Below are 24,413 nucleotides of genomic sequence, written 5' to 3'. Positions count from 1 at the left end.
TTCGCGCGAATGCAAGAAGGAGCGACAGGATGAGCGGTGGATTCGAAGCAAGGCTGGCGGAGCTGGGCGTAACACTTCCCGACGCGCCCGCCCCGGCGGCCAACTACGTGCCCTATGTCATGGCCGGCGATCTGGTCTTCGTGTCGGGGCAGGTGTCGATGGATGAAAACGGGCTGATCAAGGGCAAGCTGGGCGCGGATATGGCCGTGGAGGCGGGCGCGCAGGCGGCAAAGACCTGCGCCATCGGGTTGCTGGCGCAACTCAAGGCGGCCTGCGGCGGCGATCTGGAACGGCTGCTCCGCGTCGTCAAGCTGACCGGTTTCGTCAACTCCACCCCCGATTTCGGCGACCAGCCGAAGGTGATCAACGGCGCCTCCGATTTTCTGGTCGCCGCCCTGGGCGAGCCGGGCCGCCATTCCCGCTCGGCCGTCAGCGCCGCGTCGCTGCCTTTCGGCGTGGCGGTAGAGATCGAGGGGATCTTCCAGATCAGATGATCGCCCTGCCCCCGTCCTTTCTGCGCCACCCCGTCGCGCATCGCGCCTTTCACGACATCAGGGCGGGCCGGCCCGAAAATTCGCGCGCCGCGATCCGGGCGGCGGTGGCCGCCGGCTATGGGATCGAGATCGATATTCAGCCCTCCGCCGATGGCGAACCGATGGTGTTTCACGATTACGATCTGAAGCGCCTGACCGGCGCGAAGGGCGCTATCCGGCAGCGCAAGGCGTCCGAACTGGCCAAGATCGGCCTGCTGGGCGGCGACGAGGGCATCCCCACCCTGGCCGAGGTGCTGGCAGAGGTGGCGGGCCGCGTGCCCCTGCTGATCGAGATCAAGGATCAGGACGGCGCGATGGGGCCGCAGGTGGGCGCGCTGGAACGGGCCGTCGCCGCCGTGCTGCGCGGCTATGGCGGGGATGTCGCGCTGATGTCGTTCAACCCGCATGCCGTGGCCACCCTGGCCGAGGCCGCGCGCGATCTCCCGCGCGGGCTGACAACCTGCGGCTATCAGATGAAGGACTGGCCGCGCCTGCCCCGCGCCACCCGCGCCCTGCTGCGCGCGATCGCCGATTTCGATGCGGTCGGTGCCTCGTTCATCAGCCACAACGCGAAAGACCTTGGCCGCGCCCGCGTTGCGGCGCTGAAATCAGCCGGTGCCGCAGTGCTGTGCTGGACGATCCGCTCGCCCCAGGCCGAGGCGCAGGCACGGCGGATCGCGCAGAACGTGACCTTCGAGGGCTACGCCGCCGCCCATCCCGACGCTTGACCGCGCCGCAGTGCGGCACAAGTAATAAGCAGGAACCAAGGCAAAGGGCCCATGCGGGACACCCGGATCGAGATTGACGTGCTGACCAGCCTGGCCGACATCCCGGCACAGGAGTGGGACGCCTGCGCCTGCCCCGAAACGGCGGATGGCGGGCGGCCGTACGATCCGTTCACCACGCACCGCTTTCTGAAGGCGCTGGAAGACAGCGGATCGGTCGGGCCCGGCACCGGCTGGCAGCCGCGTCATCTGATCGCGCGGCTGGGGGGCGTGACCATCGGCGCGACGCCGCTTTATGCCAAATCGCACAGCCAGGGCGAATATATCTTCGATCATAACTGGGCCCATGCCTATGAGCGCGCGGGGGGCCGGTATTACCCCAAGCTGCAGATCTCCGTGCCCTTCACCCCCGCTACCGGGCGCCGTTTTCTGCTGCGCCCGGGGCATGAAGAGCTTGCGCTGCCGGCCCTTGTTCAGGGCGCGGTGAAGCTCGCGCTTCAAAACGGTGTATCATCGCTGCATTGCACCTTCTGCACCGAGGCAGAGGCCGAGGCGGGCACAAAGATGGGGCTGATGCATCGCATCAGCCAACAGTTCCACTGGGAAAACGCGGGCTACGGCAGCTTCGACGATTTCCTTGCCTCGCTGTCGTCGCGCAAGCGCAAGAACATCCGGAAAGAGCGTGCCACGGCCCGGGGCTTTGGCGGCACGATCCGCGCGCTGAGCGGCGACCAGATCGAACCCAAACACTGGGATGCGTTCTGGCGCTTCTATCAGGACACCGGATCGCGCAAATGGGGCACCCCCTACCTGACCCGCGCGTTTTTCGACATCGCGCACGAGGTGCTGCGCGACGACATCCTTCTGGTGCTGGCCGAACGCAACGGGCGCCCGATCGCCGGCGCGCTGAACTTCATCGGGCGCGACACGCTCTACGGCCGCTATTGGGGCGCGATCGAGGATCACCCCTGCCTGCATTTCGAAGCCTGCTATTATCAGGCCATCGACTTTGCCATCGCCCACGGGCTGTCGCGGGTCGAGGCCGGTGCGCAGGGCGAGCACAAGCTGGCGCGCGGGTATTTGCCCGTGGCCACGCATTCGCTGCACTGGGTGGCTGATGACAGCTTTGCCCGCGCCATCGCCGACTATCTGAAGGCCGAACGCGAGGCCGTGGACGAAGAGATCGAAGTGCTGACCAGCTACGGCCCATTCCGCAAAACACTCTCGGAGGACGAATGAACGAAAAACTGACCGAGCAGGAACGCGCCACCGCGCTTGCCCCGTTGCTGGCGGCGGGCTGGCAGATGGTGGAGGGGCGCGACGCCATCACCAAAACCTTCACCTTCCCGAACTTCATCGACGCCTTCGGCTGGATGACCCGCGTCGCCATCTGGGCGGAGAAGTGGAACCACCACCCCGAATGGTTCAATGTCTACAAGACGGTGAACGTAACCCTTTCCAGCCATGACGTGGATGGGTTATCCGAACGTGATGTGAAACTGGCAACAAAGATGGACAAGCTGGCGTGAACCTTGATCTGCAAGACCTGACCGAACTTCTGGAAGAAAACATCGCATGGGTCATCGGCGCGGGGCTGAACCTGGTTTATGCCTTCGTGATCGTCATTCTGGCCCTTTGGCTGAGCGGCACGGCCAAACGGCGGATCACGGAACTGCCGCTACGCAACCCGCGGTTCGACCCGACGCTGATGAGCTTTCTGGGCAGTCTGGCGCGCTATGCGATCATTGTCTTCGCGATCGTCTTCATTCTGGGCCGTTTCGGCATCCAGACCACATCGCTGGTCGCGCTGATCGGTGCCGCCGGTCTGGCCATCGGCCTGGCACTGCAGGGCACGCTGTCGAACCTGGCGGCGGGGGTCATGCTGATCGGCTTTCGCCCGTTCAAGGTGGGCGACTACATCGAGGCGGCCGGGGAAGCGGGGACGGTCTCGGCAGTGTCCCTGTTCTTCACCGAGCTGACGACACCCGATAACGTGCAGATCATCGTGCCGAACGGCGATGTCTGGTCATCCTCGATCACCAATTATTCCTTCCACGCGCAGCGGCGCTGCGATCTGGTTTTCGGCGTCTCCTACGGTTCGGACCTGAAGCAGGCGGAACAGGTGATCCGCCAGTGCATTGCAAGCGACATACGGGCGAAAACAGATCCCGAGCCCTTCGTGAAGGTTTCGAACCTGGGTGACAGTTCGGTGGATTTCACCGTGCGGGTCTGGTGCGACATGGCCGATTACTGGAACCTGAAATTCGACCTGACGCGCGCGGTGAAGGAAAGCTTCGATGCTGCGGGGGTGGAAATCCCCTTTCCCACGCAGACGATCGTCCGCGCCGAGGCGTGACGGTGGCGGGGCGCCCTTGCGCGGGTGCCCCGGCCGGCTACATCGCCTCCAGCAGGCTTTCGCCGGTGGACGCGTCGCAAACGCCGGGCTCGTCGATATGGGCGAGTGTCACGACCCCATCATCCGCCACCACCGCATAGCGGCCGGACCGGCCATAGAGCCCGAATTGCGGCGCTGAAAACGCCATGTCCAGCGCCCGTGTCAGGCTGCCGTCGGCATCGGCAAGAAAGGTGATCCCCGCGTCTTTCGCGCCTGTCTCCCGGCCCCAGGCATCCAGCACGAACGGATCGTTCACCGAAACACAGATCACCTCGTCCACACCCTTGTCGCGGAACTGGTCGACCGTGCGTATGAAACTTGGCAGGTGCACGGTCGAACAGCCGGTCGTATAGGCGCCGGGCAGGCCAAACACGACCACCTTGCGCCCGGCCAGCTTCGCCGAAAGCTCTACGGGTTCGGGGCCGTTTTCCCCGATCGTCACCATCGTCGCATCGGGCAGCTTGTCTCCAACCGAAATTGTCATTGCGCGTTCCCCCTCACGGATTGCCTTGCCATCACCGCAAAGTATAGGGTGCGCCGGACTTCGGACCAGACTTAAGGGGCATCTCATATGTCGAATATTGTTATCATAGGTGCCGGCCAGGCGGGCAGCGCCTTGGCAGTGAAACTGCGCTCTCTCGAATTTGCCGGCGCCATTACGCTTGTCGGCGAGGAAGCCGCCCCCCCCTATCAGCGTCCGCCGCTCTCCAAGAAATATCTCATGGGCGAGTTGGAGCTGAAACGGCTCTACCTTCGGCCCGAAAGCTTTTATGCCGACAATGGAATTTCCCTGCACCTGTCGGAAACCGCTGTCGCGATCGACCGCAAGGACAAGGTGGTGATCGCAGGCGGTGCCGCCATCCCCTATGACCAGCTTGCCCTGACCACCGGATCGGTGCCGCGGCGGCTGCCCGGCAGCATCGGCGGCGAGCTTGACGGTGTGCATGTTGTCCGCAACCTGGCCGACGTGGATGCGATGGCCCCCGCCTTTACCGAAGGCGCCCGCGTTCTGATCGTCGGCGGCGGCTATATCGGGCTGGAGGCGGCGGCGGTTGCCGCCAAGCTCGGCCTGCAGGTGACGCTGGTGGAAATGGGCGACCGCATCCTGCAGCGGGTGGCGGCGCCCCAGACATCCGATTTCTTCCGCGATCTGCACCGCGCGCATGGCGTGGACCTGCGCGAAGGGGTCGGGCTGACCCGGCTGCTGGGCGAAGATCGCGTCACCGGCGCCGAGCTGAGCGACGGCACCATTCTGGAGCTTGATTTCGTCATCGCCGGCGTCGGGGTCACACCGGCAACGGAGCTCGCCGAGGCAGCGGGGCTGACGATCGACAACGGCATCGCGGTCGATGCGTTCGGCCGCACCTCGGACCCGTCGATCTGGTCGGCGGGCGATTGCGCGTCATTCCCCTACAAGGGCGGGCGCATCCGGCTGGAAAGCGTGCAGAATGCCATCGAACAGGCCGAACTCGTCGCCGCGAACATGCTGGGCGCCGAAAAGCCCTATATGCCCTATCCGTGGTTCTGGTCGGATCAGTATGACGTGAAACTGCAGATCGCCGGGCTGAACACCGGCTATGACAACGTGGTCGTCCGCCCGGGCGCGGGCGCGGCGCAATCCAACTGGTATTATGCCGGTGACACGCTTCTGGCAGTGGATGCGATGAACGATCCGCGCGCCTACATGATCGGCAAACGCATGCTGGAGCAGGGGAAATCCCCCTCTCCGACGGCCATTGCCGATCCCGAGACCGACCTCAAGGAGCTGCTCAAGGCGTGAGGATCATTGCGGGCAGGCACCGCGGCCTGACGCTGGCCTCCGTCGGCAAGGGCGATGCCGCGGCGCATCTGCGCCCAACATCCGACCGGGTGCGCGAAAGCCTGTTCAACCTGCTTGTGAACGGCGGCTACGGCGATCCGCTGACCGGCGCGCGGGTGCTGGATCTGTTTGCCGGCACCGGCGCGCTCGGGCTGGAGGCGCTGTCGCGCGGCGCGGCCCATGTGACCTTCGTGGACGATGGCGTGAAAGCCCGCGCGCTGATCCGCGAAAATGTGGAGAAATGCCGCGCACAGGCCGAAACCGCGCTCAACCGCCGCGATGCAACACGGCTGGGCGAAAACCGCGATGCGGCGTTCGATCTGATCTTTCTCGATCCGCCCTATGGCAAGGAGCTGGGGCAAAAGGCGCTGGCCGCCGCCCGCGCGGGCGGGTGGCTGGCCGACGGGGCGCTCGTGGTCTGGGAAGAGAACGCGCCGCAGGACGTGCCCGAGGGGTACGAACTGCTCGACCGGCGCAAATACGGGGATACGCATATCACCCTGATGCGAGCGGTCGGCCCCTAGCCCCAGGTCGGGTGAAACCGGCCGGCCGGCGACAACGTGAAAATCTCGCACCCCGTGGCGGTAACGCCTACCGAATGCTCGAACTGTGCCGAAAGCGATTTGTCGCGGGTGACCGCCGTCCAGTCATCGGCCAGCACCTTGGTTTCGGGGCGGCCGAGGTTGACCATCGGCTCGATAGTAAAGAACATGCCCTCTTCCAGCACGGCCCCGGTGCCCGGGCGGCCGTAGTGCAGCACGTTGGGCGGGGCATGGAACACCCGGCCCAGACCGTGGCCGCAGAAATCGCGCACCACACTCATCCGGTGACTTTCGACAAAGCTCTGGATCGCATAGCCGATATCGCCGAACGTATTGCCCGGCTTCACCGCCTCGATCCCCTTGAACAGCGCGTCATGCGTGACCTGGATCAACCGCTCCGTCTTGCGGCTGAGCTTGCCCGCCACATACATCCGGCTGGTATCGCCGAACCAGCCATCGACAATGACCGTCACGTCGATGTTCAGGATATCGCCATCCTTCAGCCGCTTGTCGCCGGGGATGCCATGGCAGACGACATGGTTGATCGAAATGCACGAGGCGTGCTGATAGCCCTTGTAGCCGATGGTGGCCGAGGTCGCCCCGGCCTCTTCGACCTGCTCGGTGATGAAACGGTCGATCTCGCCGGTGGTCTGCCCGGGCACCACAAGCGGCGTCACCGCGTCCAGGATCCGGGCGGCCAGCCGGCCAGCCTCGTGCATCCCGGCAAAATCGCCGGCTTCGTAAATTCTGATACCGTCTTTCGTCAGACGGCCTCGCGCGCCTTCATCCAATGGGCTCTCCATCCTGCTTTCCCGATAGATAGTGTCGATTTCCGCCGAACGCCAGAGGCGGGCTCAGCCTTGGGGCGCCGGATCCACCGGCAGGGGGCCCGCAACCTCGACCCCGGTTGGTGAAATCCGTGTGCCGAGGCACAGCATCCGCACCCCTGCCGCGCGGGCCGCATCGAAGGCGCGGGCATAGGCCGGATCAATGTCTCCGGCCAGCCGGAACCGGGTGCAATCGGTGCGCTGGACAAGGTAGAGCATCGCGGCGCGATGGCCTTCGGCCACCATGCGCGTCAGCTCCTCAAGGTGTTTGGTGCCCCGCGCGGTCACGCTGTCGGGAAATTCGGCCCAGTCGCCGCGGCGCCTCAGCGTCACGCTTTTGACCTCGACATAGGTATCGGGGCCGCCCGGTTCGCTGAGCAGGAAATCGATGCGGCTGTTGGTGCCGTATTTCACCTCTGCCCGCAGCGTTCCGCCAACAGGCAGCCCGGCCACCTGCCCCGCTTCCAACGCAGCGCGCAATGCCCGGTTCGGAACACCGGTATCAACCCCGGTGAAATGCCCGTCGGCATGTTCGACCAGCCGCCAGCCGTATTTCAGCTTTTTGCGCGGGTCGTCATTCGGCTCCAGCCAGACCCGCAGCCCGGGATCGGACAGGCCCATCATCGAACCGGGATTGGCGCAATGGGCGATCACCTCCTGCCCGGTCTCCAGCCGCACATCGGCCAGAAAGCGTTTGTAGCGGCGGATCAGCCGGCCGGGCACAAGAGGGGTTTGAAAGCGCATGGGCGCCACCTATACCCACAGACATGCCACGACAAGGAGCACGCCATGTCCAACCCAACCGCTGCAATGCTTGTGATCGGGGATGAAATCCTGTCAGGGCGCACGCGTGATGCCAACATGCACTATCTTGCCGGCGCGCTGACGAAACACGGCATCGCCCTCAAAGAGGTGCGGATCGTTTCGGATGACCGGCAGGCAATCATCGATGGCGTCAACGCCCTGCGCGCGGCCTATGACACGGTCGTCACCTCGGGCGGGATCGGCCCCACCCATGACGACATCACCGCAGAGGCGATCGCCGCCGCCTTCGGCAAGCCGATCGACGTGCGCGCCGACGCCCGCGCGATTCTCGAGACGCATTACAAAGCCTCCGGCGCAGAGCTGAACGAGGCCCGGCTGCGCATGGCGCGTATCCCCGAAGACGCCACGCTGATCGACAATCCGATTTCCGCGGCACCGGGATTCACGCTGGAAAACGTGCATGTGATGGCCGGGGTGCCGGTGATTTTTCAGGCGATGGTGGCCTCTGTCCTGCCGACACTGACGGGCGGCGCGCCGCTGCTGAGCCAAAGCATCCGCGTCGACCGTGGAGAGGGAGAGATCGCCGCGCAGCTTGCCGCGCTGGCGGATGAATTCCCGGCGCTGTCCATCGGCTCCTACCCGTTTCAGCGCGACGGCGCCTTTGGCGTGAATGTGGTGGTCCGGGGCAGCGACGCGGCGATGATCGACGCGGCGATGGCCCGGCTTGCCGAGCTGTTCCCAGAGGCGGTGATTTGACGGATATCAAAGCGTTCTACGACGCGGCAGAGGCGACATGGCCCCCGGCCAGCACGCACACGCCTGGCCCCTGGACGATCCGCGAAGGCCGGGGCGGCGGCAAGCGTGTCTCGGCCGCCACTGCCCATGCCCCGATCACGCAGGACGACATCCCGGCGGCCGAGGCCGCCATGCGCGCATTGGGTCAGCCCCCCCTGTTCATGATCCGTGACGGCGACGCCGCGCTGGACAGCCTGCTGGCCGGCGCCGGCTATCGCCTGATCGATCCGGTGGTGATCTGCGCCGCGCCGGTGGCCGCCATCGCCACCGAACATCCGCCCGCCACATCGACCTTTACGATCTGGGAACCGCTGGCGATCATGAAAGAGCTTTGGGCCGAAACCGGGATCGGGCCGGAACGGCTGGCGGTGATGGACCGGGTGACGGGGCCGAAAACCGCCGTGCTGGGCCGGGTCAATGATCGCGCGGCCGGGGCGGGTTTTGTCGCGATTCATCAGGGAATCGCCGTGATTCACGCGGTTTCGGTCACACAGGCGCAGCGTCGGCAAAGAACCGCCGTCAATATGATGAGAGAGGCGGCTTTCTGGGCGCAAGATCATGGAGCAACCACGTTCTGCGCGCTTGTCACAGCGGCAAATGCGCCCGCGCGTGCCCTCTATGCTTCCCTGGGGATGCGGGATGTGGGACACTATCACTATAGGATCGGGTGAGGGCCCAACGAGGCCGGGCATGTGAAGAACAAAGGCAAAAACGCAATCGTGCCGGGCCATCTGGTCTGGCCGCCGAGCAAACAGACACAGGTGCATTTCAGCCCCTGTGCGCGCCTTGATGCCCATGTTTCAGCCATGCACTACTGCGCCGCCCTGTGCGGGAGTTTGGGATGATGATCCGCGCCACCCTGCTCTCCTCTGCCATTGCGCTGCTGCCCCTTGCCGCCGCCGCGCAGAGCCTTGAATTCCCGCATTCCGCCATCCGGGCGGTCGAACAGGTCGATCCGCTGGCCAGCTACCGGCTTCCGGTGGGCCCGTGGAAGGACGACCGGATAGAGGCAATCAGCGCCGAGGGAGAGGTGACGCGGCAGGCCTGGCAGATCCGCACCAGCGGGATGACCACGCTGCAGATACTGGCCCCGCTGCGGCAACAGCTTCGGGATATGGGGTTCGAGATCCTGTTCGAATGCGATGCCGACGCCTGCGGCGGCTTCGATTTCCGCTATGCCACGGACGTGCTGCCCGAGCCGCAGATGCATGTCGATCTCGGCGATTACCGTTTCCTGTCGGCCCGGCGCATGGGCGCGGAACAGCCTGAATATGTCAGCCTCGTGGTCAGCCGGTCGTCGCTGAAATGCTTCGTTCAGGTGATGCGCGTCGGCCCCGAGCAGAAAGATACGGCCACGGCCTTCAGCGTGTCGACGAAAACCCCGCAGCCCGAGGCGGCGGCGCTGCCCCCCGGCCCCGACCTGATGTCCACCCCGGTGAATACACAGCTCGAGGCCTACGGCCGCGCGGTTCTGGAAGATCTGGAATTCAGCAGCGGGTCATCCGAACTGGGCGAAGGCAATTTCCAATCGCTCGATTCCCTGGCCAGCTATCTTCTGGCCCATCCCGAGCATTCGGTGGTTCTGGTCGGCCATACTGATGCCATTGGCGGGCTGGAGGGCAATATCGCCCTGTCGCAACGGCGCGCGCGATCGGTCGTGCGCCGGCTTGTCGATGAATTCGGCGTGTCGGCCAACCGTGTAAAGGCACAGGGCGTAGGTTATCTCGCACCTCTGGCCAGCAACGAGACCGCCGCGGGCCGCACCGAAAACAGACGGGTCGAAGTCATCCTGACCTCGACCCGCTAACCAATCCCTCGTCTTTCTTCCGAGAACCGGCCCGACTACCAAGCGTCGGGTGTCTTGTTGGCAAAGCTCGTCACCAGAAAATCAATGAAGGCACGCACCTTGGGCTGGGTAAACCGGCCCGGCGGATAAACGGCATAGATTCCAAGGTTTTCATGCGGCAGGTCGGGAATGGCCTCTTCCACCAACCCCTGTTCCATCGCGTCGCGGAACAGGAAATTGGGCAGATAGGCGATGCCCAGCCCCGAGATCGCGGCGTTCAACAGCGACTGGCCGTCATTCACCGTCAGCCACCCCGCAGTGCGGACCTGACGCTTTTCACCCGAAGGCGCTGTCAGCTTCCAGACATTGCCGCTCGACTGGTTGGAATAATGCAGCAGCTTGTGCTCGTTCAGATCGTCGATCTTCTGCGGCCGGCCGTATTTCTGGAAATACGACGGCGCGCCGATCATCCGCTTTGACGTGTCGGTCAGCTTACGCGCGCGCAGGGTGCTGTCTTCCAGCTCACCCACGCGGATCGCCATGTCGAAGCCTTCGGAAATCAGCTCTACATAGCGGTTGTTCAGAACCATGTTCACGGTGATTTCCGGGAATTCCTGAAGGAAGTCGCCCAGAATCGGCGACAGGTGGTTCACCCCGAAATCCGTGGCGACAGAGATGCGCAGCAGGCCCGAAGGCGCCGATTGCATCGAGGTGACAAGCGCATCCGCCTCGCCCGCGTCATTCAGAACGCGGCGGGCCCGGTCGTAATAGGCAAGGCCGATCTCGGTCGGGCTGACGCGGCGCGTCGTCCGGTTGAGAAGTCGCGCGCCCAGCCGCGCCTCGAGCGAGGATACATGCTTTGAGACGGCGGATTTCGAAATCCCCATCTTTTTGGCGGCATCTGTGAAACCACCCTGATCCACTACCGTGGCGAACGCTTCCATTTCGGTCAGTCGATCCATTTCAAGCCCTTCGAACACACGCATTGTTGCCGCAGGTTATGGCGGCCAAATCAGGCGAGAATGCGGAAACCGACCGACAATACTGCGGTATTGATGCGGATCGTCATGGTGGGGGAAACGCCGGCGGGCCCGGTTTGCGGCCAGATTGCGACATTGGCGCAGATATTTCGGGGCGGCCCCGAATGGCCCGGCCCCGCGCTACATCGTTTCCAGGCAATGGCGGCGGAAGGCCTTCTTCAGCATGTCCAGCTCGGCGCGCAGCAGATCCATCTCGGCGCGGATGTCATCCTCCAGCGGTTCGCCGGTGACGATGGTGAAACTGCCCAGCGTCTGGCCATCGCCGGCGGTGCGAATCAGAAAGGTCTGCACCCCGTCCGACAACAGAGCCGAGGGAATCGGCACCTTCACCTGATAGCTGTCAGGCGTGCTGTCATCCGCCGTCACCAACACGCCCTCGAGCGGTGTCTCCAGATGCAGCACTTCGATCTGCGGAAGGCTGCGGTGCGGCCCGGAGACGGTCAGAACGCCTTCCCACACACCCGCGCGTATCCGCGTTTTCGCAAGCTCCATTCCGCTCATCCCGCCCCCTGTCAAAGCTCTGCCCGCGGACGCCGGCTCAACGCCACGTCGCGCAGGATGATCTGGTTCATTTCGGGCCCTTCGAAGATCAGATCCAGCCACATGCGCTCGACCCGTTTTTCGTTCAGCTTGGTATAGGCCAGATCGAATTCGACCATCACATCATCGGCGGTCAGCGGCAGCTCACGTACGATCTGTTCCACATTCGGCCCGTGCTTGATGTTCAGCCGGGCGAAGATCTCCAGCGGCTTTTCCATTTCCACGATCGTATCGAGCCGCACAAGATGGCGACGTTTCAGCCCCTGCGCGGCGTCCGGCGGCAGCTCGATCACGAGCGACAGGAACGAGCCGTCGAAACGGAAGACATCCATCCGCAGGCCGAACGGCGCCAGATCCTCCTCGCGCGTGTTGCGAATCTGCCGGATGGTCAGTTCCGAAACCTTGCAATCGTGGAAAATGGCGGCTTCCTGCCCGATCTGGGTTTTGCTTTCCACGGCCGCCGCACCCGGCAAATCCAGCGGGCCACGCCACAGTTCGGGGCGATAGGCCCAGTCAGAACCCATCGGTCGCTGAAAGGCGTTCGAGCCGATAAGTGGCAGGGCAAGCCGGCCGTCGGCCACATGGATCAGCCGGTTCACCTGCCGGCGCAGCTGCCGGGCACGGGTCCGCAACGCGCGCAGCGACTGCAGGTCAAGCTCTCCGGCATGGTCGGCCGCCACAGTCCAACGTCGCAAGCTGCGCCGCTGCACCAGCCGGTCAAAGAGAGAATCGAACTTCGCCGCCATTCCGCCTTGCCTTGTCTCCGCTCAGAAGGTGTTACCCGGTGAATCGACATTAGGGCAAATGAGTGAACGATTCACCCGCTCAATGTTGATTTGTTTCTGGAAATCATCCAATTGGCAGGCGCTTCTCACGCGTCCGGCTGCGCTTTGGGCAAACGGCTTTCGCGGCGGATGCGCGCGACAAGCGTGTTCAGCGTGCCACGTCCCGCGCCCGCCGCCAGCGGATGATCCCGCAACGACAGCACAGATGCCGAAACGCGCTGCCCGTTCACCGTAAAGATTGCCCGCCAGTGATCCGCGCCCAGCCCCGGCCGGGCGTCGCTGTTCTGTTCCCGCGCATGCAGGAAAAAAGCGCCGCCTTGGGTATCGGTGCTGATCAGTTCGACCGTGGCAGGATCGCCATCGCGCGACAACGCGGCACGCCCTTCGTCAGAGGTGAAAAAGGCTGCAAGCTGCGCATGTTCGTCCGTCAGGGGCGTATCGCCGACGGGCGGTTCGAAAACCGAAACCGTCAGCAGGGCGGGAAACAGCGGCCGCCGCGCCTCTGGGTTGTGTGTCACGGCGGCGCAGCTTGCCAGCAGCACGAAACTGTCGCCTTCGCTGACGCTGGACGCGCCCGTGTCGATGCAATAGCCCGCAGGCCCCGCAACCACGACGGCACTGCCCGGCACCGGCAGACGCTCGGGCGCCTGGCGCGAAAACGCCTGCCCGCCCAGGCCGGTGGTCGCCAGAAGGCCCCCGTCGGTGCAGCCCGAAAGCAGCGCCAGCGCCGAAAACCCGGCCAGCGCCGCCCTGATCTTAGAGGTCCATATAGACATGCGTCTCGGCATTCGCTCCGGGATGGGTGACGGCGCCGCGGCGGGTATCGCCCACAAGCTGCGCATATTTCCACAGCGCGCCAGCGGCATAGTTGGTCTTGCGCGGGCCCTTCCAATCGGCCTTGCGCGCGGCCAGATCGGCATCGCTGACCGCGACGGAAATCTCGCCGGTGATCGCGTTGATGGTGATGACGTCGCCATCCTTTACCAATGCGATCGGCCCGCCATGCGCGGCCTCGGGGCCGACATGGCCTACGCAAAAGCCGCGCGTCGCGCCCGAAAACCGGCCATCGGTGATCAGCGCCACCTTCTTGCCCATGCCCTGGCCCGAAAGGGCGGCAGTGGTCGCCAGCATCTCGCGCATCCCCGGCCCGCCTGCGGGGCCTTCATTGCGGATCACCAGAACCTCGCCTTCCTTGTAGCTGCGGGCCTGTACGGCGGCGAAGGCCTCTTCCTCACATTCGAACACACGGGCCGGACCGGTGAACACCTGCTGCTCCTCGCTCATGCCCGCCACCTTCACGATGGCACCCTCGGGCGCAAGGTTGCCCTTCAGGCCGACAACACCGCCGGTGGCGCTGATCGGGGTTTCGACCGGATAGATCACGCGGCCATCGGCCTCATGCGCGATCAGGTCCAGCTCTTCGCCCATGGTGCGGCCGCTGGCCGTCATGCAATCTTCGTGCATCAGCCCGGCCTTGCGCAGCTCTTTCATCACCACCGGCACGCCCCCGGCCTCGTAGAGATCCTTGGCCACATACTGACCGCCCGGTTTCAGATCGACGAAATAGGGCGTGTCGCGGAAGATGTCGGTCACGTCGAACAGGTCGAAATCGATCCCGGCCTCATGCGCCATCGCGGGCAGATGCAGCCCGGCATTGGTCGACCCGCCGGTGCAGGCCACCACGCGCGCGGCGTTTTCCAGCGATTTGCGGGTGACGATATCGCGGGCGCGGATGTTCTTTTCCACCAGATTCATCACCGCCTGGCCGGAAGCCTCGCCATACTGGTCGCGGCTCTCATAAGGCGCGGGCGCGCCAGAGGAGTTCATCAGCGCAAGGCCCACGGCCTCGGACACGCAGGCCATGGTGTTGGCGGTGAACTGGCCGCCGCAGGCGCCGGCACTGGGGCAGGCGGCACGCTCGAGGATATCCAGTTCGGCGTCGGACATGTTGCCGGCCTGATGCTGGCCCACGGCCTCGAACACATCCTGCACGGTCAGGTCGCGCCCGTTCAGACGGCCCGGCAGGATCGACCCGCCATAGATGAACACCGACGGCACGTTCAGCCGGATCATCGCCATCATCATGCCCGGCAGGGACTTGTCGCAGCCGGCAAGGCCCACGATCGCGTCATAGCAATGACCGCGCATCGTCAGTTCCACCGTGTCGGCGATGGCTTCGCGCGACGCGAGGCTGGAGCGCATGCCCTCATGCCCCATCGCGATGCCGTCGGTCACGGTGATGGTGGTGAACTCGCGCGGGGTGCCGCCGCCCACCTTGACGCCCTGTTTCACGGACTGGGCCTGTCGGTTCAGCGCGATGTTGCAGGGGGCCGCCTCGTTCCAGCAGGTGGCGACGCCGACCAGCGGCTGGTGGATCTCCTCTTCGCTGATCCCCATCGCATAAAGGTACGACCGGTGCGGCGCGCGCGCGGGGCCTTCGGTCACATGGCGGCTGGGCAGGGTGGATTTGTCGAAACGGCTGTTGCGCATGAGGTCCTCCTCGGGTCTGGCTTGCATCGGGAATAGCCGCCACATTCCGCTTTCACAAGCGCGATTGAAGGTCGCGGGCAGGCAGGCTAGCCTTCCGCGAAAGCGAGCAGACAGTCAGGACAGCCCATGCGTGCCCCGGAATTCGAGGCCTATATCCGCCCCGCCCGGCTTTATCCCCAGATCTGGCGGCTGCTTATTGGCATTCTGCTGATCGGATTCATCTACTTCGCGTTTTTCGCGCTGATGCTGGTTGTCCTCTATCCCGTCATCGGGGCCGAGGGGTATTTCGGCTTTCTGGAAAAGCTGCGCGCGCCCTCCGAACCTGCCCCCACGCTGTTTGCCCTGCTCAGCTTTGTCGGCATGGCGCTTGGCGTCGTCCTTGCCGCCGCGGCCTGCCACTTTCGCGGGCCCGGCTCTCTTTTCGGCCCCTGGCCCGACGTGCGGCGCGATTTCCTTGTGTCGGTCGGGGCGCTGATCCCCGTCTACGCGATCGTGACCGCCGGTTCGTGGCTGTTTTCGGCGCCGGAACTCAACCTGCCGCTTGGCCTGTGGCTGCGGTGCCTGCCGCTGGCGCTGGTGCTGCTGCTTGTTCAGATCTCGGCCGAAGAGATGCTGTTCCGGGGTTACCTGCAGCAACAGCTTGCCGCCCGGTTTACCGCGCGCTGGATCTGGATGGGGCTGCCAGCGGTTCTGTTCGCATCGCTGCACTGGAACCCCGAGGCCGGGCTGAACGCCTGGATGATCATCGCCGTCACCCTGGCCTTCGCGCTGATCGCGGCGGATCTGACCGAACAGACCGGCAGCCTCGGCGCCGCGATGGGCCTGCATTTCATCAACAACAGCGTCAGCCTGCTGTTCCTGTCGACGCAGGGAACGATCACCGGTCTGTCGCTGTATGTCACGCCCTACACCGTTTCCGACGCGGGCCCGGTTCCGCTGGACATGGTGCTCAATCTGCTGATGATGGTGCTGATCTGGCGGCTGCTGCGCTTCGTTCTGTTGCGTTAGTCAGATTGCAATTCGTCGCGGCCCGGCTTATCTCGGGCGCGACCGAACAGCTATGGGCCCGCCCGATGAACTGGATTTCCAACTACGTCCGTCCGAAGATCAACTCGCTCTTCTCGCGCCGCGAGGTGCCCGAGAACCTTTGGACCAAATGCGACGAATGCGGAACCATGCTGTTCCACCGCGAGCTGAGCGATAATCAGAACGTCTGCACCAACTGCAACCACCATATGCCGATCGCGCCGCGCGCCCGGTTCGCCGCCCTGTTCGACGGCGGCATCTTCTCCGAGATCGACGTGCCACAGCCGGTGGCAGACCCGCTGCATTTCCGTGACCAGAAGAAATACCCCGACCGCATGAGAGCCGCGCAGAAAAGCACCGGCGAGGCCGAGGCGATGCTGGTGGCACAAGGAGAGATCGGCGGCGCGCCGATTGTCGCCGCGGCGCAGGATTTCCGCTTCATGGGCGGATCGATGGGGATGTATGTGGGCAATGCCATCATCGCCGCCGCCACCCGCGCGGTAGAACTTGGCCGGCCGCTGATCCTGTTCTCGGCCGCCGGCGGCGCGCGGATGCAGGAAGGCATCCTTTCGCTCATGCAGATGCCGCGCACCACCGTGGCCGTCGAAATGCTGAAAGAGGCGGGGCTGCCCTATATCGTCGTGCTGACCCATCCGACCACGGGCGGCGTCACGGCCTCTTACGCGATGCTTGGTGATGTGCAGATCGCCGAGCCCAACGCGCTGATCTGTTTCGCCGGCCCCCGCGTCATCGAACAGACCATCCGCGAAAAGCTGCCCGAAGGGTTCCAGCGCGCCGAATACCTGCTGGACCACGGCATGCTCGACCGCGTGACCGCCCGGACCGAGCTGCGGGAAGAGCTGATTACCGTGGTGCGGATGCTGATGGGCCTGCCCCCCGCCGTGCGCGGCAGCCTGCCCGCGCCCGAGCCCATCCCGGCGGCCCCCGCTCCGGCAAAAGACGTGGCAGCCCCGCAAACGGATGAGCCCAAGGCGTGAACCGGCCCGGCAGCGATGTCATCCTGGAACGGATGATGACCCTTCACCCGAAGATCATCGACCTGACGCTCGACCGTGTCTGGCGCCTTTTGGCCGCGCTCGGCCATCCCGAACGCCAGTTGCCGCCGGTGATCCATATCGCGGGCACCAACGGCAAGGGCTCTACCCAGGCAATGATACGCGCCGGGCTGGAGGCGGCCGGCAAGCGCGTGCATGCCTATACCTCTCCGCATCTGGTACGCTTTCACGAACGCATCCGCCTGGCCGGACAGGTGATCACCGACGCCGCCCTGACCGCGTTTCTGGATGAATGCGAACGCGCCAATGGCGGCGAGGGCATTACCTATTTCGAGATCACGACCGTGGCCGCGCTTCTGGCCTTCGCCCGAACCCCGGCCGACTACACATTGCTCGAGGTCGGGCTGGGCGGGCGGCTGGATGCCACCAATGTGGTCGACAAGCCGGCATTGACGGTCATCACCCCGGTGTCGATCGACCATCAGCAGTATCTCGGCGAAACGCTGCGCGAAATCGCCGGCGAAAAGGCCGGCATCCTGAAGCCCGGCGTGCCCTGCGTGGTCGGCCCCCAGCGGGACGACGCGATGGAAGTGATCGAGGCACGGGCCGCCCGGCTGGGCGCGCCGCTGCTGGCGCATGGCCAGCACTGGCATGTGTGGGAAGAACGCGGGCGCATGGTCTATCAGGATGAAACCGGCCTGCTGGATCTGCCCCTGCCCGGGCTGATCGGCGCGCATCAGGTGATCAACGCCGGCGCCGCGCTTGCCGGCCTGCGCCTGCTGGGCTACGGCGAGGCGGAATGTGAGGCGGCAGTGACCCGGGCAAGCTGGCCCGCGCGCCTGCAGCGCCTGCGCCGCGGCCCGTTGGCAGAGGCCGCCAACAGCGCCGAGCTGTGGCTCGACGGCGGGCATAACCCGGCAGCGGGCGAAGCGCTGGTCGAGGCGCTGACCCGCCTGCCCGCACGGCCACTGCACCTGATCTGCGGCATGTTGAACACCAAGGATGTCAGCGGCTATCTGCGCCCCTTCGCGCGCGTCGCGCAAACCCTGCACGCGGTGTCCATTCCCGGCGCGACGGCGACATTGCCGGCCGGTGACACAGCCGCCGCGGCAACGTCAGTCGGGCTTGCCGCGAAAACATCGAACACCGTTCACGAAGCGATTTCCGATATCGTCGCCACCGATCCCCACGCCCGTATCCTGATTTGCGGATCTCTGTATCTGGCCGGTGACGTGCTTCAGGAAAACGCCTGAGCAGGAAGAAAAATCTTCACGAAGATTTTTCAGACCGAAGAATTTTCGTGAAAATTCTTCCTACTCCTGCCCCCATTCGGCATCCTGCATTTCGCGCAACCGGCTTGCGGTGCGCTCGAACTCGAAGGCGCCCGTGCCTTCGAGGTATAGCATCTCCGGCTCGGCCGCGGCGGAACAGATCAGCCGCACCCTGGCTTCATAAAGCGCGTCGATCAGGGTCACGAACCGCTTTGCCTCGTTGAAGTTGGAGCGGCCAAGGCAGGGAATATCCTCCAGGATCAGCACCCGGACCGCACCCGCGATCGCAAGGTAATCGGCCGGGCCCATCGGCTTGGCGCACAGATCCCAGAAGGTCGCCCGCCCCACCCCGTTGTGAAACTGCGGCACCTCCACCGCGCGGCCCTGCACGGTCAGCGTCAGCGGCGCGCCCCGGCCATCAGTGAAATCGCGCCAGATCTCCGCCATCGCCTCTCGCGACGCAGCGTCGGCAGGGGTAAAATACACCTCCCCCCCCGACAGCCGGTTCTGCCGGTAATCGGTCGGCGAGGCGAGGTGATGCACCTCGAGCTTTTGCTTGAGCACCTCGATGAACGGCAGGAACCGATCGCGCTGCAACCCGTCCTTGTAGAGCTCGTCCGGCACCCGGTTCGAGGTGGTGACGACCGTGATGCCATGCTCGAAAAGCAGATCGAACAACCGCCCCACGATCATCGCGTCGGTGATGTCGGTGATCTGCATCTCATCGAAACACAGCAACCGCAGGTCCGTGGCGATCTGCGCGGCGACCTGCCTGAGCGCATCCTGTTCGCCCTTCTGCCGCACCTTGTGCAGATCGGCGTGAACCTCTTGCATGAACGCATGGAAATGCACCCGCCGCTTTTCCGGAATCGCGACGTTGGAAAAGAAGAAATCCATCAGCATCGACTTGCCGCGCCCGACCCCGCCCCAAAGGTACAGCCCCTTGACCGGCTCTGGCTTTCTGCGGCGCAGCAGAAACCCGCGCTTTTCGGCGGCGGAACTTTCCAGCCCGCGCCGGACCCGTTCCAGAGGGTCGAGCACGGCCATCTGGCCGGGGTCGCCGTGCAGCGCCCCCTCTGTCACCAGGCGGTCATATTTCTGTCGCAGCGTATCATACATCGCGCCCACCCATAAAACGCCACGCCAGATATGAAAAGATGGCGCAGCCAATACGTTATCCGGATTGACGCGGTATGCTGGCGGGTTAACCCTGTCGCGACACAGGGAAGACAGAATGAGCACAGCGCGCACACCACTTGTCACACCGGTTCTGGTGGCCGGATGCATCATCATCATGGCAAGCTTCGCCATCCGCGCCAGCTTTGGTGTCTTTCAGATTCCGATCGCCACGGAATTCGGCTGGGCCAGGCAGGAGTTTTCCTTCGCGATTGCCATCCAGAACCTCGCCTGGGGGATCGGGCAGCCATTGTTCAGCGCCATGGCCGAGAAATTCGGAGACCGCAAGGCGATCATTCTGGGCGCCCTGACCTATGCGGCAGGTCTGGTGCTGTCGTCCTATGCCGTCACCCCCGGGCAGCACCAGTTGCTGGAAATTCTCGTGGGATTCGGCGTGGCCGGCACTGGGTTTGGCGTGATCCTTGCGGTCGTGGGCCGCGCGGCGAGCGATGAAAACCGCTCGCTCGCGCTTGGCATCGCCACTGCGGCCGGGTCTGCCGGGCAGGTGTTCGGCGCCCCCACCGCGGAATGGCTTCTGGGCATGATGGGGTGGCAGCAGGTGTTCCTGATCTTCGCCGCCGTGATCCTGTGTTCGCTGCTGGCGCTGCCGATGATGCGCGCGCCGCAGACCGCGAGCCGCGCGGAACCGGAAGAAGGCATGGGAGCAATCCTGATGCGTGCCTTCCGCGACCCGTCCTTTACGCTGATCTTCCTGGGCTTTTTCTCGTGCGGCTATCAGCTTGGCTTCATCACCGCCCATTTCCCCGCCTTCGTCACGGAAATGTGCGGCGCGATCGACCCGTCGGGCACCCTGGCCGCGCTTGGTGTTTCCACGACCTCGGCACTGGGGGCGATCTCGATCTCGCTGATCGGTCTGGCGAATATAGCGGGCACCATCACCGCCGGCTGGTTGGGCAAACGCTACACCAAGAAATACCTTCTGGCAGCGATCTATCTGGGCCGCACCATCGCGGCGGGGCTGTTCATCATGCTGCCGATAACGCCCACCTCCGTTCTGGTCTTTTCGGTGTCGATGGGGGCGCTCTGGCTGGCCACGGTACCGCTGACATCGGGGCTCGTCGCGCATATCTACGGGCTTCGCTATATGGGCACGCTCTACGGGATCGTATTCCTGTCGCACCAGATCGGATCGTTCCTGGGGGTATGGCTGGGCGGGCGGCTTTACGACATTTACGGCAACTACACGCTGGTGTGGTGGATCGGCGTCGGCATCGGCGCATTCTCGGCCATCGTCCACCTGCCGGTGCGCGAACGCGTGGCCGGCCCCCGCGCGGCCGTGGCCTGACGTCAGAGCTCGCGAAGAAACTCCTGCACCGCGGCATGGATTTCACCCGGATGCGTCACCGGCAGCGCGTGGGTGGCACCGGGCAGTTCCACCTGCCAGGCGGCGGGGTTGATCTGCGCCAGCCGGCCGACGGCGGTCAGCGGGATGGCGGCATCCTGTTCGCCCCAGATCGCCAGAACCGGAATGCCCTGCTGCGCGATGATCCGGTGTTCGGGCGCCATATCTTCGGTCAGCATGTGGCGCCGGCTTGACAGGACGGCGGGCAGATAGCCGCGAAAGCGCGCCTCGGCCACCTGCCGGGCGCCGAACAACCGGAACAGCCAGTCGCCCAGCACCGGCACCCTGCGGCAGAATTCCGCCCCGCGATCCGGCGTGTGGCCCAGCCCGGCGGGGGCCAGCAGTATGATCCGGTCCACCTTTTCCGGCGCCTCGGCGGCAAAGGCGGCGGCGATGCTGCCGCCCATCGAATAGCCGACCAGCATCAGCCCGTCGCGCAGCCCCTGATCGGCCAGCAATTCGCGCAGCTGCGTCAAGAAGAACGCGCGATCCTGATCGCCCCCGGGCCGGTCCGACAGGCCGCGCCCGTAAAGATCATAGCGCAGAACGCGGTAGCCCATCATGGCGAGGTTGCCCGCCACCGGATCCCAGCCCTGGCACCCCGTGCTCAGCCCGTGGATGCACACCGCGACCGGGCCGCGTGTCGGCCCGTCCCAGCGGTAGTGGGTCACCCCCGAGGCAAGCCGCGCGAACTGCCCAGGCGCATCGGCGCGGGCGGCGTCATCCATGGGCCGACGGCGTCGTTCGGCAAGGGCAGACGCCGCCCAAAGCGCCAGGATCGCAAGCGGCAAAAGCAGCAGCCAGATCACGCGCGCCCCCATTCCTTCAGGATATAACGGCTGGTCATCAGATCCAGATGCGCACCGCCGCCGTTCTTGAAGAGCGTGATTTCCTCCTCCGTGCGGCGGGCAAAACGGCCCGAGGGCAGATCATAGAAATCGGCTATGATGTCATCGCGGGTGATCACCCCCTGCTCCAGCGGTGTCTTCAGCTCGCCGATATGGTTCAGCGTGGTATCGCGGCTGTCAACGAAGATCCTCGCGCGCCTGAGGGCGGTGTCGTCGGCTTCGCGCATATCCGCGCGATAGGCGCCGATCAGGTCGATATGCTGGCCGGGGCGCAGCCATTCGCCCCGGATCAGCGGCGCCTGCGCCATGGTGGCAGAGGTCACGATATCGGCCTGCCGCACCGCCGCCTCCAGATCATCGGTGGTGGCGACATCGGGGAAGGCCGACGCCATCCGGGCCGCCCCGGCGGCATTGCGGTTCCAGACCAGAAACCGCGCGCCCGGAAAGGCGCTGGCATAGGCCTCGTAAAGCGAATGGCCCACCGTGCCCGCACCGATGATCAGGATCACCTTGCTGTTGGGCCGGGCCAGGCGTCTGGCGGCAAGCAGGCTGTCGCCCGCGGTTTTCCACTTCGTCACCAGATGGAAATCGACGATCGCCTCCAGCGTGCCGTCGATGTCGGAAAACAGGCTGACGGCGCCATTGACGGCGGGCCGGTCATGCGCGGGGTTGCCGGGAAACACGGTTGCGGTTTTCACCGCCATGCCCATCCCCTCGATCCAGGCGGAGCGAGACAGCAGCGTGTCGGGATCACGAAGCAGGAAGGTATCGCCGATCCGCGCCCTCGGCAGCTCATGCGCGGCGGCGAGCGCATCGGTCAGCGCGTGCCAGTCCAGCAACGGCTCGCAGGCGTCGAAGGGAATGAATGTGGCGCTCAAGCCGCGGCTTCCTCCGCGCTCAGCAAGCCGGCCTGAACAAGGCGCTCGGCCCAGCCCCGCGGCCCCTCGAACAGATGGGTCTGCCAGCCGCGCGCGGCGGCGGCGGTGATGTTGTCGGCGCGGTCGTCGGTGAACAGCAGCCGGTCGGGCGCGATGCCGCAATCGCGCTCGACCATCTGGTAGATCTTCGGATCGGGCTTGATGACGCCCATATGGCCCGAAATATAGTGCCGGTCGAAATCCTTCAGGAAGGGATAGAAGGGCACCGCATAATCGAAACTGCCGATGCCGAAATTGGTCAGCGCGAAGACGGGCACACCCTTGCCCCGCAGCGCCCGCATCAGATGCAGCGAATGCGGGATCACCGGCTGGGCCAGTTCGATCCATTTGTCACGCCACATGCGGATCTCGTCGCGGAATTCGGGATAGGCTTCGGCGGTTTCATAGATCACGCCGGTGAAATCCTCGCCCCTGTCGACCCGGTCGTTCATGCCGTGCAGATCGACGGCGGCGAACATCGCGCGGCGGCGTTCCTCGCCCACGACGCTGTCGTAATAGCGTTCGGGCTGCCATTCGATCAGCACGTTGCCAATGTCGAAAATCACCGCCTCGGGGGTCATGGCTTCTTCTCCTTCAGCGCGGTCCGCAGCGCGCGCTCCAATGCGTCGAGAAAACGGGAGCGGTCGGCCTTTGTAAAGGCGCGCCCGCCGCCCTGGCGAAAAGGATCGGCCGCGCGCAGATCGGCCATCAGATCGCGCGTGGCCAGCAGGTTGCCGATGTTGCCGGGTGTGAACGCCTCGCCGTTGTGACGCAGCACGCGGGCTCCGGCCTCGACGCATTTCGCGGCAAGCGGGATGTCACCGGTGACAACCACGTCGCCCGGACCCGCGCGATCGGCGATCCACATATCGGCCACGTCGGGGCCTTCGGGCACATAAACCATTTCGACCAGCGGGTTGGGCGACGGGCGCAGCCCGCCATTGGCCACCATGAAGACGCGGGCGCCGTGACGGTTGGCCACACGTTCAACCTCGGCCTTCACCGGGCAGGCATCGGCATCAACATAGATCATCGCGCAGCCCCCCGGCCCGGCACGCTCAGCGCGCGAAATCCGATGGCAGCAGGCCCATCGCCCCTGACTTGACGTGCAGGCGCGCGCCCTGCGGCCGTTTTTCAAAGGCCACGATCGAATCGTAGATGTTGATCGACGCGGTGGAGCGGGTGAAATCAGACACCGGCAGATCCTTGCAATAGGTCGCGTGCAGATCGTCGATCCGGTCCTTCACCGTTTCCATGAACGATCCCTCGCGTTTAAGCCCGCCACCCCAGCGCGGCAGATAGCAGGTGTGCAGATCCTCGAGCATATACACCCCGTCCGGCGATATCCTGTCGTAGATCAGGCCGAACGAGGCGTTCAGATGTTCCATCACGTGGCTGCCATCATCCAGAACGATATCGAACTGATAGCGCGACAGCAGGTCATCCAGCACCGCGGGATCATCCTGCGAGCCGATCACCACCTCGATATTCTCGCCCGCGTATTGCTTGCACTCCGGGTTGATGTCGAGGCCGACAATCCGGGTGCCCTCGCCGAAATATTCCTGCCACATGTAAAGCGAACCACCCTTGAACACGCCGATCTCCAGGATGGTCGGGGCGGTTCCGACGAAACGCGCGAAATGCTTTTCGTAAATGTCGAAATAGTGAAGCCACTTGTTGACGACGGGGCCGCCGTTCGACAGGAAAATCTCATGCAGGCTGCGGCGTTTTTTCATGGTCTCTCCCGTTGAAGC

The 24,413-nt window shown here is 64.7% G+C and carries 28 protein-coding genes; 14 read left to right on the top strand and 14 right to left on the bottom strand.

The window, feature by feature from the left end; translation table 11 throughout:
* Positions 1-29 precede the first annotated feature (29 nt).
* Genes TQ29_RS01510 through TQ29_RS01490 form a run of 5 tightly spaced genes read left to right on the top strand, consistent with a single transcriptional unit; the run spans position 30 to position 3,614 of the window.
* Positions 30-494 (top strand): RidA family protein, encoded by a 465-nt coding sequence (locus tag TQ29_RS01510; RefSeq protein WP_037206819.1) that lies wholly within the window; start codon positions 30-32, stop codon positions 492-494.
* A complete protein-coding gene (locus TQ29_RS01505) occupies positions 491-1,261 on the top strand; it encodes a glycerophosphodiester phosphodiesterase family protein (RefSeq protein WP_054537749.1) in 771 nt (256 codons plus the stop codon). Before TQ29_RS01510 ends, TQ29_RS01505 begins: the two co-directional genes overlap by 4 nt.
* Positions 1,262-1,312: 51 nt before the next feature.
* Positions 1,313-2,497, top strand: coding sequence for a GNAT family N-acetyltransferase (locus tag TQ29_RS01500; protein ID WP_054537748.1), 1,185 nt, complete (start codon positions 1,313-1,315; stop codon positions 2,495-2,497).
* Complete coding sequence (locus TQ29_RS01495) at positions 2,494-2,787, top strand: 4a-hydroxytetrahydrobiopterin dehydratase (protein WP_037206824.1); 294 nt, start codon at positions 2,494-2,496, stop codon at positions 2,785-2,787. The genes TQ29_RS01500 and TQ29_RS01495 overlap by 4 nt, the downstream gene beginning before the upstream one ends.
* Positions 2,784-3,614, top strand: a complete 831-nt coding sequence (locus TQ29_RS01490; RefSeq protein ID WP_255353363.1) for a mechanosensitive ion channel family protein — start codon at positions 2,784-2,786, stop codon at positions 3,612-3,614. The genes TQ29_RS01495 and TQ29_RS01490 overlap by 4 nt, the downstream gene beginning before the upstream one ends.
* 37 nt (positions 3,615-3,651) lie before the next feature.
* On the opposite strand, the gene TQ29_RS01485 is transcribed toward TQ29_RS01490, so the two are convergent.
* Positions 3,652-4,137, bottom strand: coding sequence for a peroxiredoxin (locus TQ29_RS01485; RefSeq protein ID WP_054537747.1), 486 nt, complete (start codon positions 4,135-4,137; stop codon positions 3,652-3,654).
* Positions 4,138-4,224: 87 nt separating this feature from the next.
* Between TQ29_RS01485 and TQ29_RS01480 the strand changes: the two genes are divergently transcribed.
* Both TQ29_RS01480 and rsmD read left to right on the top strand, forming a co-directional pair.
* Positions 4,225-5,433, top strand: coding sequence for an NAD(P)/FAD-dependent oxidoreductase (locus tag TQ29_RS01480; protein WP_054537746.1), 1,209 nt, complete (start codon positions 4,225-4,227; stop codon positions 5,431-5,433).
* Positions 5,430-5,996 carry a 16S rRNA (guanine(966)-N(2))-methyltransferase RsmD gene (rsmD, locus tag TQ29_RS01475; protein WP_054537745.1) on the top strand — a complete coding sequence of 189 codons (567 nt, stop codon included), beginning with the start codon at positions 5,430-5,432 and terminating at the stop codon, positions 5,994-5,996. The genes TQ29_RS01480 and rsmD overlap by 4 nt, the downstream gene beginning before the upstream one ends.
* Here rsmD and map read toward each other — a convergent pair.
* Together map and sfsA are read right to left on the bottom strand one after the other, a co-directional pair.
* Positions 5,993-6,817, bottom strand: coding sequence for a type I methionyl aminopeptidase (map, locus tag TQ29_RS01470; RefSeq protein WP_054537744.1), 825 nt, complete (start codon positions 6,815-6,817; stop codon positions 5,993-5,995). The two genes, rsmD and map, sit on opposite strands and share 4 nt — an antisense overlap.
* Before the next feature lie 51 nt (positions 6,818-6,868).
* Positions 6,869-7,585, bottom strand: coding sequence for a DNA/RNA nuclease SfsA (gene sfsA / locus TQ29_RS01465; RefSeq protein WP_054537743.1), 717 nt, complete (start codon positions 7,583-7,585; stop codon positions 6,869-6,871).
* A 45-nt stretch (positions 7,586-7,630) separates the two neighbouring features.
* Here sfsA and TQ29_RS01460 point away from each other — a divergent pair, with 45 nt between their 5' ends.
* The 3 genes from TQ29_RS01460 to TQ29_RS01450 all read left to right on the top strand — a co-directional run bounded on the left by TQ29_RS01460 (position 7,631) and on the right by TQ29_RS01450 (position 10,208).
* Entirely contained in the window at positions 7,631-8,362 is a 732-nt protein-coding gene (locus TQ29_RS01460; RefSeq protein ID WP_054537742.1) for a molybdopterin-binding protein, read from the top strand.
* Complete coding sequence (locus tag TQ29_RS01455; protein ID WP_082386491.1) at positions 8,359-9,072, top strand: N-acetyltransferase; 714 nt, start codon at positions 8,359-8,361, stop codon at positions 9,070-9,072. Before TQ29_RS01460 ends, TQ29_RS01455 begins: the two co-directional genes overlap by 4 nt.
* Positions 9,073-9,245: 173 nt before the next feature.
* Positions 9,246-10,208 carry an OmpA family protein gene (locus tag TQ29_RS01450; protein WP_054540275.1) on the top strand — a complete coding sequence of 321 codons (963 nt, stop codon included), beginning with the start codon at positions 9,246-9,248 and terminating at the stop codon, positions 10,206-10,208.
* A gap of 35 nt (positions 10,209-10,243) precedes the next feature.
* On the opposite strand, the gene TQ29_RS01445 is transcribed toward TQ29_RS01450, so the two are convergent.
* The 5 genes from TQ29_RS01445 to ilvD form a co-directional block, all read right to left on the bottom strand.
* Positions 10,244-11,149, bottom strand: a complete 906-nt coding sequence (locus TQ29_RS01445) for a LysR family transcriptional regulator (RefSeq protein WP_054537741.1) — start codon at positions 11,147-11,149, stop codon at positions 10,244-10,246.
* 198 nt (positions 11,150-11,347) lie between these two features.
* Complete coding sequence (locus tag TQ29_RS01440) at positions 11,348-11,719, bottom strand: hypothetical protein (RefSeq protein WP_328705643.1); 372 nt, start codon at positions 11,717-11,719, stop codon at positions 11,348-11,350.
* A gap of 20 nt (positions 11,720-11,739) precedes the next feature.
* Positions 11,740-12,513: a DUF6478 family protein gene (locus TQ29_RS01435; protein WP_054537739.1), complete on the bottom strand. Its 774-nt coding sequence runs from the start codon at positions 12,511-12,513 to the stop codon at positions 11,740-11,742.
* Positions 12,514-12,638: 125 nt separating this feature from the next.
* A complete protein-coding gene (locus tag TQ29_RS01430) occupies positions 12,639-13,328 on the bottom strand; it encodes a hypothetical protein (protein WP_054537738.1) in 690 nt (229 codons plus the stop codon).
* A complete protein-coding gene (gene ilvD, locus TQ29_RS01425) occupies positions 13,309-15,042 on the bottom strand; it encodes a dihydroxy-acid dehydratase (protein ID WP_054537737.1) in 1,734 nt (577 codons plus the stop codon). The genes TQ29_RS01430 and ilvD overlap by 20 nt, the downstream gene beginning before the upstream one ends.
* 126 nt (positions 15,043-15,168) lie before the next feature.
* Here ilvD and TQ29_RS01420 point away from each other — a divergent pair, with 126 nt between their 5' ends.
* The 3 genes from TQ29_RS01420 to TQ29_RS01410 all read left to right on the top strand — a co-directional run bounded on the left by TQ29_RS01420 (position 15,169) and on the right by TQ29_RS01410 (position 18,337).
* The gene (locus TQ29_RS01420; RefSeq protein ID WP_054537736.1) at positions 15,169-16,050 is read left to right on the top strand and encodes a CPBP family intramembrane glutamic endopeptidase; all 882 of its coding nucleotides are present in this window, start codon (positions 15,169-15,171) and stop codon (positions 16,048-16,050) included.
* Between the two features lie 65 nt (positions 16,051-16,115).
* Entirely contained in the window at positions 16,116-17,066 is a 951-nt protein-coding gene (gene accD, locus TQ29_RS01415; RefSeq protein ID WP_037206839.1) for an acetyl-CoA carboxylase, carboxyltransferase subunit beta, read from the top strand.
* Positions 17,063-18,337, top strand: a complete 1,275-nt coding sequence (locus tag TQ29_RS01410) for a folylpolyglutamate synthase/dihydrofolate synthase family protein (RefSeq protein WP_054537735.1) — start codon at positions 17,063-17,065, stop codon at positions 18,335-18,337. Before accD ends, TQ29_RS01410 begins: the two co-directional genes overlap by 4 nt.
* Positions 18,338-18,397: 60 nt before the next feature.
* Here TQ29_RS01410 and zapE read toward each other — a convergent pair whose 3' ends face one another.
* A complete protein-coding gene (zapE, locus tag TQ29_RS01405) occupies positions 18,398-19,474 on the bottom strand; it encodes a cell division protein ZapE (protein WP_054537734.1) in 1,077 nt (358 codons plus the stop codon).
* Positions 19,475-19,589: 115 nt separating this feature from the next.
* On the opposite strand from zapE, the gene TQ29_RS01400 reads away from it, so the two are divergent.
* Entirely contained in the window at positions 19,590-20,837 is a 1,248-nt protein-coding gene (locus tag TQ29_RS01400) for an MFS transporter (protein ID WP_054537733.1), read from the top strand.
* 2 nt (positions 20,838-20,839) lie between these two features.
* Here TQ29_RS01400 and TQ29_RS01395 read toward each other — a convergent pair whose 3' ends face one another.
* From TQ29_RS01395 to TQ29_RS01375, 5 genes are read right to left on the bottom strand one after another with little or no spacing between them, the layout of a single operon-like run.
* Positions 20,840-21,703 (bottom strand): alpha/beta fold hydrolase, encoded by an 864-nt coding sequence (locus tag TQ29_RS01395; protein ID WP_054540274.1) that lies wholly within the window; start codon positions 21,701-21,703, stop codon positions 20,840-20,842.
* Positions 21,700-22,620: an ornithine cyclodeaminase family protein gene (locus TQ29_RS01390; RefSeq protein ID WP_054537732.1), complete on the bottom strand. Its 921-nt coding sequence runs from the start codon at positions 22,618-22,620 to the stop codon at positions 21,700-21,702. The genes TQ29_RS01395 and TQ29_RS01390 overlap by 4 nt, the downstream gene beginning before the upstream one ends.
* Complete coding sequence (locus TQ29_RS01385) at positions 22,617-23,240, bottom strand: HAD family phosphatase (protein ID WP_054537731.1); 624 nt, start codon at positions 23,238-23,240, stop codon at positions 22,617-22,619. Before TQ29_RS01385 ends, TQ29_RS01390 begins: the two co-directional genes overlap by 4 nt.
* Positions 23,237-23,692 carry a YaiI/YqxD family protein gene (locus TQ29_RS01380; protein ID WP_054537730.1) on the bottom strand — a complete coding sequence of 152 codons (456 nt, stop codon included), beginning with the start codon at positions 23,690-23,692 and terminating at the stop codon, positions 23,237-23,239. The genes TQ29_RS01385 and TQ29_RS01380 overlap by 4 nt, the downstream gene beginning before the upstream one ends.
* Positions 23,693-23,717: 25 nt before the next feature.
* Positions 23,718-24,395 (bottom strand): class I SAM-dependent methyltransferase, encoded by a 678-nt coding sequence (locus TQ29_RS01375; RefSeq protein ID WP_054537729.1) that lies wholly within the window; start codon positions 24,393-24,395, stop codon positions 23,718-23,720.
* Between the last annotated feature and the right edge of the window lie 18 nt (positions 24,396-24,413).

Source organism: Actibacterium sp. EMB200-NS6, assembly GCF_001305615.1.
Classification (GTDB): domain Bacteria; phylum Pseudomonadota; class Alphaproteobacteria; order Rhodobacterales; family Rhodobacteraceae; genus Actibacterium_A; species Actibacterium_A naphthalenivorans.
This window is presented reverse-complemented; position numbering and strand designations above follow the sequence as displayed.